The 13,190-nt window shown below is 42.8% G+C and carries 11 protein-coding genes and 1 pseudogene; 11 read left to right on the top strand and 1 reads right to left on the bottom strand.

Annotated features, from left to right (window positions below; genetic code table 11):
- Positions 1-634 (bottom strand): annotated as a pseudogene (locus AN390_RS19820) (signal recognition particle-docking protein FtsY); the annotation flags it as partial.
- A gap of 207 nt (positions 635-841) precedes the next feature.
- Between AN390_RS19820 and rsmD the strand changes: the two are divergent.
- The 11 genes from rsmD to purD all read left to right on the top strand — a co-directional run bounded on the left by rsmD (position 842) and on the right by purD (position 13,014).
- Positions 842-1,447 carry a 16S rRNA (guanine(966)-N(2))-methyltransferase RsmD gene (rsmD, locus tag AN390_RS00515; protein WP_055252647.1) on the top strand — a complete coding sequence of 202 codons (606 nt, stop codon included), beginning with the start codon at positions 842-844 and terminating at the stop codon, positions 1,445-1,447.
- A 145-nt stretch (positions 1,448-1,592) separates the two neighbouring features.
- Positions 1,593-1,808: a 30S ribosomal protein S21 gene (gene rpsU / locus AN390_RS00510; protein WP_002957797.1), complete on the top strand. Its 216-nt coding sequence runs from the start codon at positions 1,593-1,595 to the stop codon at positions 1,806-1,808.
- Between the two features lie 20 nt (positions 1,809-1,828).
- Positions 1,829-2,275 carry a GatB/YqeY domain-containing protein gene (locus tag AN390_RS00505; RefSeq protein WP_004588626.1) on the top strand — a complete coding sequence of 149 codons (447 nt, stop codon included), beginning with the start codon at positions 1,829-1,831 and terminating at the stop codon, positions 2,273-2,275.
- A 372-nt stretch (positions 2,276-2,647) separates the two neighbouring features.
- Positions 2,648-4,399, top strand: coding sequence for a DNA primase (gene dnaG, locus AN390_RS00500; protein WP_024031414.1), 1,752 nt, complete (start codon positions 2,648-2,650; stop codon positions 4,397-4,399).
- A 124-nt stretch (positions 4,400-4,523) separates the two neighbouring features.
- Positions 4,524-6,371 carry an RNA polymerase sigma factor RpoD gene (gene rpoD / locus AN390_RS00495; RefSeq protein ID WP_054983281.1) on the top strand — a complete coding sequence of 616 codons (1,848 nt, stop codon included), beginning with the start codon at positions 4,524-4,526 and terminating at the stop codon, positions 6,369-6,371.
- A gap of 66 nt (positions 6,372-6,437) precedes the next feature.
- Positions 6,438-7,319 carry a 50S ribosomal protein L11 methyltransferase gene (gene prmA / locus AN390_RS00490; protein WP_004588629.1) on the top strand — a complete coding sequence of 294 codons (882 nt, stop codon included), beginning with the start codon at positions 6,438-6,440 and terminating at the stop codon, positions 7,317-7,319.
- A gap of 282 nt (positions 7,320-7,601) precedes the next feature.
- Positions 7,602-8,573, top strand: coding sequence for a tRNA dihydrouridine synthase DusB (gene dusB / locus AN390_RS00485; protein ID WP_004588630.1), 972 nt, complete (start codon positions 7,602-7,604; stop codon positions 8,571-8,573).
- A 19-nt stretch (positions 8,574-8,592) separates the two neighbouring features.
- Positions 8,593-8,883 (top strand): DNA-binding transcriptional regulator Fis, encoded by a 291-nt coding sequence (gene fis, locus AN390_RS00480; protein ID WP_002957804.1) that lies wholly within the window; start codon positions 8,593-8,595, stop codon positions 8,881-8,883.
- 325 nt (positions 8,884-9,208) lie between these two features.
- The gene (purH, locus tag AN390_RS00475; RefSeq protein ID WP_055252645.1) at positions 9,209-10,795 is read left to right on the top strand and encodes a bifunctional phosphoribosylaminoimidazolecarboxamide formyltransferase/IMP cyclohydrolase; all 1,587 of its coding nucleotides are present in this window, start codon (positions 9,209-9,211) and stop codon (positions 10,793-10,795) included.
- Between the two features lie 97 nt (positions 10,796-10,892).
- Positions 10,893-11,714 (top strand): class I SAM-dependent methyltransferase, encoded by an 822-nt coding sequence (locus AN390_RS00470; protein WP_024031417.1) that lies wholly within the window; start codon positions 10,893-10,895, stop codon positions 11,712-11,714.
- Between the two features lie 16 nt (positions 11,715-11,730).
- Complete coding sequence (gene purD / locus AN390_RS00465; protein ID WP_055252643.1) at positions 11,731-13,014, top strand: phosphoribosylamine--glycine ligase; 1,284 nt, start codon at positions 11,731-11,733, stop codon at positions 13,012-13,014.
- The last annotated feature ends 176 nt before the right edge of the window (positions 13,015-13,190 follow it).

The raw sequence follows: 13,190 nt of genomic DNA, 5'->3' as shown, positions 1-13,190 counted from the left end.
CTTGTGCAATACGCTCTTGTTCTAAGCGTTCAGCCTCTGCCTGTTCTGCTGCAATACGCTCTTGCTCTACACGTTCAGCTTCTGCCTGTTCTTGTGCAATTCGCTGTTGCTCTGCACGTTCAGCTTCTGCTTGTTCTGTGGCAATTCGCTGTTGCTCTACACGTTCAGCTTCTGCTTTTTCTGCTGCAACACGCTCTTGCTCTAAACGCATTTGCGCTTCTTGCTCTGCTAAACGAGCGGCTTGTGCTTGTTGTTGCGCCTGTGCTTCAGCTTGCTCGCGCTCTGTGTCTAAACGTTGTTGCTCAGCTCGCTGTGCAGCCATGCGCTCTTGCTCTAAACGCATTTGCGCTTCTTGCTCAGCTAGACGAGCAGCTTGTGCTTGTTGTTGCGCCTGTGCTTCTGCTTGCTCTTTTGCAAGCAACTCTGCATTAGCCTTTTCAATTGCTAAACGCTCTGCTTGTGCTTTTTCATCAGCAATACGCGCTTGTTCTTCACGCTCTGCTTCGGCCTTTTCTGCCGCTAAGCGCTCAGCTTCTTGTTGCTGAGCTAATGCCTGTTGTTTATCAGCTTCTGCTTGTTTTTTATCTGACTTACCAAAACCGAGCCAAGACATGAATTTACTTTTTTTTGCCATACTTGCTAATAACCACTTATAAAAATCTGATAAACTAAAATTTGAAATAGCTTGGTGTGGCTCAGCAAAGTGTGCCGGCCAAACAACCGTTCAAAACGTAAGTGCTAAATAGTAACACTTTTAATGCGGTTGAAAAATGAAGCTAAACGTAAACTACGCACAATATTATCTGAGCTAGATCCCTTATACCATTTTTTAGTGACCTAAATGAGAAAAAAAACAACGAAAAATAAAGCAATTAGCAAATCTACTGACGGCTTTATTAGAATAATTAGCGGGCAATTTCGTGGCCGTAAACTGCCGGTAAAAAATGTAGAAGGGCTACGCCCAACAACAGACCGCATTAAAGAAACCGTGTTTAATTGGTTAATGCAAGATACGCGCGATGCAACAGTACTCGATTGCTTTGCAGGCTCTGGCGGGCTTGGCTTTGAAGCGCTTTCTCGGTTTGCTAAAAGCACCACGTTTATCGAACTAGATGCCTCGGCTGCTAAGCAAATTGAGCAAAATATTAGTACCTTAAAGCTTGAAAATGGACAGGTAAAACACACTAATTCACTCTCATATTTAGAGCAAAAGAATACAAATTCACCATTTAATTTAGTTTTTGTTGACCCACCATTTCGTAAAAACTTAGCGCAAAGTAGCTGTGATTTATTAGAAAATAACCAATGGCTTAGCGAAGACGCGCTCATTTATGTTGAGGTAGAAACCGAGCTAAGCAGCTTTTCACAACCAGATAACTGGCTGTTAATTAAAGAAAAAAAAGCAGGGCAAGTATTCTGTAGGCTATACCAACGCCAGCCAAATTAACACTATTTAAGCCGCTGCATTTCTGTTAATATTATCCTTTACATGTGGTGTTGCTTCGGATTACAATACCGCACCATTTTTGAACCACTTGATCAATGTTTGATCAACTTGAGCAACGCTCATAATTTAGGTAGGTGAATTTTTAATGCCAGTAATTAAAGTAAGAGAGAACGAACCGTTTGACGTAGCACTTCGTCGCTTCAAGCGTTCATGTGAAAAAGCAGGTATCCTTTCAGAAGTTCGTCGTCGCGAGCACTATGAAAAGCCAACAGCTGAGCGTAAGCGTAAAAAAGCTGCAGCGGTTAAGCGTCACATGAAGAAGCTTTCTCGCGATAACGCACGTCGCGTTAAATTATACTAATAGTATTAGGTCTTGTATAAATGAGCCTTTTAATAACGCTAAAAGATGCGCAAAAAGATGCGATGAGAGCGAAAGACAAACAACGTCTTAACCCTATTCGCATGGTGCTTGCCGCAATCAAGCAACGTGAGATTGACGAGCAAATAACACTAGACGACGCAGGTATTACCTCCGTTATAGTGAAGCTTGTTAAACAACGTCGTGATTCTTACACTCAGTACAAAGATGCTGGGCGTGAAGATTTAGCCGAAATTGAAGCCAATGAGATCGCAGCACTAGAAACTTTTTTACCTCAACAATTGAGTGAAGAAGAAATAGTTGCCCTTATTGATGCGGCTATTGCTGATACTAATGCAGCAGGTATGCAAGACATGGGTAAAGTAATGGGCATAATCAAAAGCAAAGCCGAAGGACGTGCCGATATGGGCAAGCTTTCTGGTTTAATTAAGCAACGATTAACAGCCTAATACTCCCACATACACAAAGTATGATTAAAGCAAACCGAGCCTAGTGCTCGGTTTCTTCGTTTAAGTAGACAAACAAAACGCTTTTAAGTAATGCTCGTGCATGTAATTAAGTGATTTATTGTGTAGCTACAAAAGCACATCGAAGGCTAGGTAAAATGGGTTATTTAGGGCTATCACTTACTGCGCCTGCACTGCTCTACCTTCAATATCCTAGCTTTGCACGCTGTTAGCGTCAGGTTTAGCACCTAAAAATGATTAAGTATTATTGCCCATGGATATAATGTAGCTTTTTAGCTTACCGATACCCCTTTTATAAATGCGCGCATTGTGTTGAAATTACACCTCACCAATTGTTAGGACTACTTACAAAACATGGCTGGAAAGATCCCACGAAATTTTATTGACGATTTACTCGCCAGAACAGATATTGTAGAGCTAATAGACTCTAAAGTTGGTCTTAAAAAAGCAGGCAAAGACTACCAAGCTTGCTGCCCTTTCCATAACGAAAAATCTCCCTCGTTTACTGTTTCTCAAGATAAACAGTTTTACCACTGCTTTGGCTGTGGTGCTAATGGCAACGCTATTTCGTTTGTTATGGAATACGACAAGCTTGAATTTGTTGATGCCATAGAAGAGCTCGCAAGCCTTTTAAATTTAGACGTACCTCGCGAGAAAGGCAGTAGCTCAGCACCTGAGCGCACGGCAGCGCAAAAGCGCTCAGATTACGATTTAATGTTACACACAGCACGCTTTTATCAGCATCAATTAAAGCACCACAGTAACTCTGCTGCGGTGATTGACTATGTAAAAGGGCGTGGTTTAAGTGGCGAAACCGTTAAAAAGTTTATGATTGGTTATGCGCCGAGCGAATGGGAAGCGCTGTGCCAACAACTTGGCCGAACAAAAGAGCAAAAAGAACAGCTGGTCGAGCTTAAGCTCGCCTCCGAAAAAACACCAGGTAGGCAGTTTGATTTTTTCCGCGATCGGTTAATGTTCCCTATTCGTGATAAACGTGGCCGTGTTATTGCCTTTGGCGGGCGTGTAATGCAAGCCGACCAAGGGCCTAAATACCTCAACTCACCAGAGACCCGCATTTTTCATAAAGGCTTTGAGCTATATGGTCTTTATGAGGCAAAACAAGCACATAAAAAGCTTGAACATGTACTCATTGTAGAAGGTTACATGGATGTAGTTGCACTTGCAGAGCAAGGTATTGAATATGCCGTAGCTGCGCTTGGCACCGCAACAACAAGCGAGCATATGCATACGCTATTTAGAACCACCGACAAAGTTATTTGTTGTTACGATGGCGACAGAGCGGGCCGCGACGCTGCATGGCGAGCACTAGAAAATGCCCTGCCCTACTTAAACGATGGCAAAGCATTACACTTTGTATTTTTACCTGACGGCGAAGACCCCGATTCACTGGTTCAGCAAGAAGGTAAAACACAGTTTGAGCAACGTTTAAGCCAAGCAGATGATTTTACCAAAGTTTTATTTAATAAGCTTAGCCAAGAAGTAGACCTAACACTCGACTCAGGCAAAGCTAAGCTATTAAGTGCCGCTTTGCCGTTAATTGAAAAAATTCCGAGTGAATTTTACCAAGAAAATATTTTAGAGCAGTTAGGGCGATTAATTGGCCGTACGCGTGAGCAGCTAAATAGCCGCTTAAAAACACCAAAGCAACAACACGCTGTTGAGCGAAAATTTAAAATTACCCCAATGCGCCAAGCTATTGGTATTTTAATTCAGCACCCACAGTTAGCTAAAAGTGTGCCCCATTTGCCAGAATTGGCGCAAATGAACATAGCGGGTATTGGTTTGCTACTGCGCTTACAAGAGCGCGCACTGCAAAAAGACAATGCGAACACAGCAGTTTTACTCGAATCATTTAGAGATTCCGAGGATTACGAACCGCTAGTAAAGCTTGCCACATGGCAGCACCAAATTAGTGATGAGCGTTTAGAGACTGTTTTTCAAAATACTTTTAAATTTATTGAAGATCAGTGTTTAAATTATCGACTAGAGACCCTATTAATAAAGGACAAGACACAGGGCTTATCAAGTGATGAAAAACTAGAATGTCATTTACTTATGACAGCGCTAAAAGCGAGTAACAGCTAGTCAGACTTGATTTAAACTGTTATACTGTGCTATTCACTGCGTCACATTATTAAAGTTAGTTAAAAGGCTAACTCTATGATGACGCCTGTTGTATCAACTTATCAGAGTGGAAGAAACAATCTCTATGGATCCAACTCCTCAGTCACAATTAAAACTTCTGATTCAAAAAGGTAAAGAGCAAGGCTACTTAACTTTTGCTGAAGTAAATGATCACCTTCCACAAGACATAATCGACTCAGATCAAGTAGAAGATATCATTAGCATGATTAATGACATGGGTATCAAGGTTAGCGAAAACGCGCCTGATGCTGATGAATTAATGATGCAAGAAACCACGACAGACGAAGACGCAGCAGAAGCTGCTGCTGCAGCCCTTGCAACTGTAGAAAAAGAAATTGGCCGTACAACTGACCCAGTGCGCATGTATATGCGTGAAATGGGTACTGTTGAACTTCTTACACGTGAAGGCGAAATTGTAATCGCTAAGCGCATTGAAGAAGGTATCAACCAGGTACAAATTTCTGTTGCCGAATACCCTGAAGCGATTACTTACCTCCTTGAACAGTGGGATAAGTTTGAAGCAGAAGAAATGCGCTTAAGCGACATTATTTCAGGCTTTTTCGACCCTAACGAAGACGAAGCGCAAATCTCAGCAACTCACATCGGCTCTGAATTAAGTGAAGAACAACTTGATGAAGACGATGATGAAGATGACAAAGACAGCGATGACGATGAAGACGAAGAAGAAGTAGATACAGGCCCAGATCCAGAAGAAGCCCGTATTCACTTTGAAAACTTACGTGATTTATACGTTAAAGCTCGCGCTACCTTTGATGAAAAAGGGCGTTCGCACCCAGATTCTCAAGCCGCTATTTTTGAAATTGGCGAGCTTTTCAGAACCTTTAAATTAGTACCAAAACAGTTTGATCGCATGGTTAACAACATGCGTGAAATGATGGATAGAGTGCGTATTCAAGAACGCCTTATCATGAAACAAGCGGTACAAATTGCTAAGCTACCTAAGAAAACGTTTATTAAGCACTTTGCTAATAACGAAACTGACTCAGCGTGGCTAGACCTAGAAATAAATGCTAACGAAAAACATTCAGCTAAACTTGAAGAAGTGAAGCCTGAAATTATTCGTTGCATCCAAAAGCTATGTGTAATTGAAGAAAGCACAGGCTTAAGCATTGAGCGTATTAAAGACATTAACCGTCGTATGAGCATTGGTGAAGCAAAAGCGCGCCGTGCGAAAAAAGAAATGGTTGAAGCTAACTTACGTCTTGTAATCTCAATTGCTAAAAAATACACAAACCGTGGTTTACAGTTCTTAGATTTAATCCAAGAAGGTAACATTGGCTTGATGAAAGCGGTAGATAAGTTTGAATACCGCCGTGGTTATAAGTTCTCAACTTATGCTACGTGGTGGATTCGCCAAGCGATTACCCGCTCAATTGCTGACCAAGCAAGAACAATCCGTATTCCAGTACATATGATAGAAACGATTAATAAACTTAACCGTATCTCTCGTCAAATGTTACAAGAAATGGGTCGTGAGCCAAATCCTGAAGAATTAGCAGAACGCATGATGATGCCTGAGGATAAAATCCGTAAGGTACTTAAAATTGCTAAAGAGCCAATTTCGATGGAAACACCAATCGGTGATGATGAAGATTCGCACTTAGGTGACTTTATCGAAGATACCACTATTGATTCGCCAATCGACTCGGCAACAATGGAATCTCTTCGTGGCGCAACAAACGATGTGTTAGCAGGCCTTACAGCCCGTGAAGCTAAAGTACTTCGTATGCGCTTTGGTATTGATATGAATACCGACCACACCTTAGAAGAAGTAGGTAAACAGTTTGACGTAACACGTGAGCGTATTCGTCAAATAGAAGCGAAAGCACTGCGTAAATTACGCCACCCTTCTCGCTCTGATTTACTAAAAAGCTTTTTAGACGCTAAATAATTTAGCGCTTCATATAAACTAAAAAGGCCGCTGTAGCGGCCTTTTTTCTATTTAAAGGAATCAACCATGGCTTGGATCCAAATCCGTATCAATGCCAATGCTGCTACCGCAGATGCAGTGAGTGACTTATTAATGGAAGCAGGCAGCGCCTCTGTTACTTTTATTGACGCTAAAGACACGCCTATTTATGAGCCTAAAATTGGCACCGTAGAGTTTTGGGCCGATACCACTGTAATTGGTCTATTTGAAGCCAATCATGATATGAACGCGGTAATTGCATTACTTAAGCGTCATGATGAAATTAAAGACACGCTGGTATACAAAATTGAGCAGCTAGAAGATAAAGACTGGGAACGTGAGTGGATGGATAACTTTCACCCAATCCAGTTCGGCGAAAAACTGTGGATATGCCCAAGCTGGCGCGACATTCCAGACCCAGATGCAGTTAATGTACTGCTCGACCCAGGCCTTGCGTTTGGTACGGGTACGCATGCAACAACGGCACTGTGCCTTAAATGGTTAGAAAGCCAAGATTTAACCGGCAAAACGGTAGTTGATTTTGGTTGTGGCTCGGGCATTTTAGGTATTGCAGCCATTAAACTTGGCGCAGAGCGCATGATAGGTATTGATATTGACCCGCAAGCTCTAGAAGCAAGCTTAGATAACGCACAACGTAATGGCGTAGCCGATAAGCTTGAAGTATACCTACCAGAAAACCAACCTGAGTTTAGTGCTGATATTGTAGTCGCTAATATTTTAGCGCAGCCGCTGCGTGAGCTTCACAGTGTAATTTTGGGATTACTTAAACCGGGTGGCAAAATTGCTATGTCGGGCATATTAGAAGAACAAGCCCAATCGGTTGCCGATATTTACGCACCGTTTATTGAGCTTGACGATATTGCACTAGAGGGTGATTGGACCCGTGTAAGCGGTACAAAAAATAGCTAACCGCATACATTTATAATTTTAGAGTTTTAACTCAAAACTTGCATGTAAAGCCTGTATTTAACAGGCTTTACTATTTTTTTACAGTTAGAAAATTAGCATGCATAATTTGACAAAATTATTTTTTGTTTAAATTTCAAACAAATCGACCCACTTGTCATGCGGTTATCAAAAGTCAATACGAAAAGGGCAAAAAAAAGTCACTTTTGTTCAATTTATAGCCTTTGATTTTTCCTAAAAAAACCGTAAACTTAGCGCCCCTTGAAAAGAGGCCTATTGAATACAGTGCGTATCGGTTCATACCAACTTGAGAATAATGTAATAGTCGCGCCAATGGCAGGTATTACAGACAGACCATTTAGACAGCTTTGCCGCCGCTTAGGCGCAGGCTTGGCCGTGTCTGAAATGTTATCGTCAAACCCGAAGGTTTGGAAAACTGAAAAATCGATGAACCGTATGGATCACAGCGGTGAGTCGGGTATACGCGCGGTGCAAATTGCAGGAGCTGATCCTGAGCTTATGGCGCAGGCCGCACAATTCAATGTTGCTAACGGTGCACAGATCATAGATATCAATATGGGGTGCCCAGCAAAAAAAGTGAACAAGAAACTCGCAGGCTCTGCATTATTACAGTTTCCTGAACTTGTGGAAGAGATAGTTGATGCAGTGGTTAACGCTGTTGATATCCCGGTCACACTTAAAATCCGTACAGGATGGGATCAAGACAACCGTAATGGTGTAGAGATTGCGAGAATAGCTGAGCGTTATGGCATTGCGTCACTTGCCGTACATGGGCGTACACGCGCATGTATGTACAAAGGTGAAGCAGAATATGCCACGATTAGGGATATAAAACGCTCAGTGTCGATACCTGTGGTTGCTAATGGTGATATTACATCTCCAGAAAAAGCAAAGCAGGTTTTGGACTATACGGGTGCAGATGCCATCATGATTGGCCGAGCCGCCCAAGGTCGCCCTTGGATATTTAGGGAGATAGACCACTATTTGCGAACTGGAGAACACTTACCACCACCTGCTATTTCAGAGGTGCGAAGTATTTTAATGGAGCATTTAGATAACCTCCATGCGTTTTACGGCGAGCCAATGGGAGCGCGAATCGCTCGCAAACATGTATCTTGGTATTTGCAAACCCATGACAGTGACGGTCAGTTTAGGCGAGTATTTAATGCGCTCGACAACCCACAAGCACAGGTTGACGCATTAACGCAATACTTTAAAACACTAGCAGCTAACTAAGAAAGAAAGAGATTAAATAATGTTCGAACAAAACGTGACTTCTCCATTTATCACAAACCCTCATGTTCAGTCACACGAGAAACCGCAGCCATTGCGTGATGCAGTAAAAAAAGCTGTTCACCACTATTTAAAGCAGCTTAACGGTCAAGATGTGCAAGACGTTTACGACCTTGTTCTTTCAGAGCTAGAAGCGCCATTACTTGAAGAAGTAATGACATACACACGTGGTAACCAAACTCGTGCGGCAATTTTACTAGGTATCAACCGTGGTACTTTACGTAAAAAGCTTAAAAAATACGGCATGAACTAATACCAATTATATTGAAATCGTAAGCATGCTAACGAACTAAACAAGCCCATAACGGCGTTAAAAATTTCTTATGTAGAATAACTACACTGTAAAATTTTTGCCTTGTTATAGACTTGTTTTTCTATCGTTAGAACTGCTTACTAATCCAATACAATTGGTATCATGCAAAAAAAGCACCTTCGGGTGCTTTTTTTATGCGTACAATTTAGTTGAGATGTTGCAAAATGCTCACGCTTATTGGCGCTTTATAAGTCGTTTTTTGAGTAGTAATCAGTTAAAATGCCCGCTTCTAAGCTAGCTCATTAACTGAGGAAATTAAACTACAATGGATACTCATCGTCCTATTCGTCGCGCACTATTAAGTGTGTCTGATAAAACCGGTATTGTTGAATTTGCCCGCGCACTAGAAGCGCAAGGTGTAGATATTTTATCAACTGGCGGTACCTGCAAACTCCTTGCTGATAACGGCATAAAAGTGACTGAAGTATCAGATCACACAGGTCATCCTGAAATCATGGATGGTCGCGTAAAAACCCTTCATCCTAAAATTCACGGCGGTATTTTAGCGCGCCGCGGACAAGATGAAAGCGTAATGGCAGATAACAACATCTCTGCTATCGATATTGTTGTAGTTAACTTATACCCCTTTGCGAATACTGTCGCTCAAGAAAACTGCAGCCTTGAAGATGCTATTGAAAACATTGATATTGGCGGACCTACCATGGTTCGTGCAGCTGCTAAAAACCACAAAGACGTCACCATCGTGGTAAACGCAAACGATTACGAGCGCGTTATTAGCGAAATGCAAAGCAACAATGGCTCGACAACGTACAAAACACGTTTTGATTTAGCCATTGCCGCGTATGAACACACAGCTCAGTACGATGGCATGATTGCTAACTACTTTGGTAAAATGGTACCTGATTACACTGAAGAAGCCGCTGAAGAGACTAAATTCCCACGCACTATCAATATGCAGTTCACTAAAAAGCAAGATATGCGTTACGGTGAAAACTCGCATCAAGATGCTGCTTTTTATGTTGAAAACAACGTAAGCGAAGCGTCTGTTGCAACAGCTACTCAGCTACAAGGTAAAGCCCTGTCGTTTAATAACATTGCAGATACCGACGCCGCACTTGAGTGTGTTAAAGAATTTGATGTACCTGCATGTGTTATTGTTAAACACGCAAACCCGTGTGGCGTTTCAATTGGCGAAGATATTCTTAGTGCTTACGACCGCGCCTTTAAAACAGATCCAACCTCAGCGTTTGGTGGCATTATTGCCTTTAACCGCGAGCTTGACGCCGCAACAGCGCAAGCCATTGTTGAGCGTCAATTTGTTGAAGTAATTATTGCCCCTAGCGTTTCAAGCGAAGCAGCAAAAATTGTTGAAGCTAAAAAGAACGTACGCTTATTAGCGTGTGGTCAATGGAGTGGCAAAGCAACTGGCCACGATATTAAACGCGTTAACGGCGGTGTTTTAGTACAAGACCGCGACCTAGGCATGGTTACCCAAGGCGATTTAAAAGTCGTGTCTAAGCGCCAGCCTTCTGAGCAAGAACTTAAAGATTTACTATTTTGCTGGAAAGTGGCTAAGTTTGTTAAATCAAACGCGATTGTATATGCCCGCGACGGTATGACCATTGGCGTAGGCGCAGGCCAAATGAGCCGTGTTTACTCAGCTAAAATAGCGGGTATTAAAGCCGCTGATGAAAACCTAGAAGTACCTGGCTCTGTAATGGCATCAGATGCGTTTTTCCCATTCCGTGATGGTATAGACTCAGCCGCAGCCGCTGGTATTACTGCGGTTATTCAACCGGGTGGTTCAATGCGCGATGAAGAAGTTATCGCCGCCGCTGACGAAGCTGGCATGGCGATGGTATTTACCGGCATGCGCCACTTCCGCCACTAATCACACAAAGGGTTAAACACAACGTTTAGCCCTTTTTGTTTGCAATCAATTCACGTATTCTGGTTCAACACCTATTTAAAATGTTAAGGAACAAACGATGAAATTTGCACTAAAGTCACTACTTGTTGCCTCGCTTACGCTGACCTCAACAATGGCACTTAGCCATAACCATGAGTCAAGCCTTAGCCATGCTATTCAATCAAGCGAGCGTAGCGCTAAAAATAGCGCCCGCGATGAATACCGTCACCCTGAGCAAACACTGGCATTTTTTGGTTTTAAACCAACAATGACAGTGGTTGAAATTGCCCCTGGTGGTGGTTGGTACAGCGAAATTTTAGCCCCTGCACTTAAAGAGCAAGGCTTATATTACGCAGCGCATTTTCCGAGTGATTCATCGGTAGGTTACTACCAGCGCTCTTTAGCCGGCTTTAAGAAAAAAGTGGCCGAGGATGAGCGTTTTAGCAAAGTAAAAATTTCTGAGTTTGCCCCATTAACGCACACTGATATTGCCCCTGCCGGCACTGCCGACATGGTATTAACCTTTCGCAATGTACATAACTGGTACATGGGTAAAGACACTAAAGGCGCACTCAGTGCATTTAAGTCTTTTTATAAAGCGTTAAAACCAGGTGGCGTATTAGGTGTAGTTGAACATCGCTTAGATGAAAGCCGACCTGATGAGGATCAAAAATCAACCGGCTACATGAAGCAAAGTTACGTAGTCGATTTAGCTAAAAAAGCTGGATTTGAATTAGTTGCAAGCAGTGAGATTAACGCCAATCCAAAAGATACAGCCGATCACCCTAAAGGGGTGTGGACGCTACCACCTAGCTTACGCCTTGGCGAACAAGACGCTGATAAATACAAAGCTATTGGTGAAAGCGACCGTATGACGCTGAAATTTAAAAAACCGCTTTAAATAGGAATATTTCGCCATGAATGTATTAGTCATTGGCAGCGGCGGCCGTGAACACGCACTTGCGTTTAAGGCCGCTCAAAACACGAAAGTAAACACTGTATTTGTAGCACCGGGTAATGCCGGTACTGCACTTGAGCCAAAACTAGAAAACGTTGCAATTAACGTTGAAGACCTAGATGGCCTATTAAGCTTTGCACAACAAAACAATGTAGAACTTACTATTGTTGGCCCAGAAGTACCGCTTGTATTAGGCGTAGTAGATAAGTTCCGTGAACATGGTCTCGCTATTTTTGGTCCAACAGCCGGTGCAGCACAGCTAGAAGGCTCTAAGTCGTTTACTAAAGACTTTTTAGCTCGCCATGCCATACCAACTGCTGATTACCAAACGTTTGAACAAATTGACCCTGCCCTTGCTTATTTAAAAGAAAAAGGCGCGCCAATTGTAATAAAAGCAGATGGCCTAGCAGCTGGTAAAGGCGTTATTGTGGCAATGGATGAACGCGAAGCTGAAGATGCTATTCGCGATATGCTTGCTGGTAATGCTTTTGGCGAGGCTGGCAGCCGCGTCGTGATCGAAGAGTTTTTAGAAGGCGAAGAAGCTTCTTTTATTGTTATGGTTGATGGTAAAAACATTTTGCCATTTGCAACAAGCCAAGATCATAAGCGTGCATACAATGGCGATGAAGGTCCAAATACTGGCGGCATGGGCGCATACTCACCGGCACCTGTAGTAACCGACGAAATCCACCAGCGCATTATGAACGAAGTCATCGTTCCTACCGTTGAGGGTATGGCAAGCGAAGGCTATCCTTACACAGGCTTTTTATACGCAGGCTTAATGATTGATGCCCAGGGCACGCCAAAAGTAATTGAGTACAACTGTCGTTTTGGTGACCCTGAAACGCAACCTATGATGCTTCGTCTTAAATCAGACTTGGTTGAACTAGTTGAAGCGGCAAACCGCGAAGAGCTTGATAAAACAACCATTGAGTTTGACCCGCGCGCAGCCGTAGGTGTTGTACTTGCCGCTAAAGGCTACCCAGGTGATTACCCTAAAGGTGATGCAATATCAGGCCTTAAAGTTAACTACCCTGCTGATGAAAAAGTATTTCATGCGGGTACTAAGCAAGATGGCGAAAACGTTGTCACCGCAGGTGGACGTGTATTATGTGCAACGGCACTCGGCAATACCGTTACCGAGGCACAGCAACGTGCATACGAGCTTGTAAAACAAATTAGCTGGGAAGGTATGGAGTACCGCACCGATATTGCTTACAGAGCGATTGCCCGAGAGCAGTAGCCTGTAACTAAATTATTGGTTTAACTTAGCAGAGCCTATGTAGTGTGGTTATTCCCCATAAATAGGCGATAACGCAGTATAAATACCAAACACGCGCTGCACGAAGGTTCGTCCTAGGGACGATTAACTCTTTGTTGCTCGGTTTTTACTTAGCCCACTAGGTTGCAAACCTCGCG

It is taken from the genome of Pseudoalteromonas sp. P1-11, assembly GCF_001399995.1.
GTDB lineage: Bacteria > Pseudomonadota > Gammaproteobacteria > Enterobacterales > Alteromonadaceae > Pseudoalteromonas > Pseudoalteromonas atlantica.
Note: the sequence above shows the minus strand (reverse complement) of the source record. Positions and strands in the feature narration are given on the sequence as shown.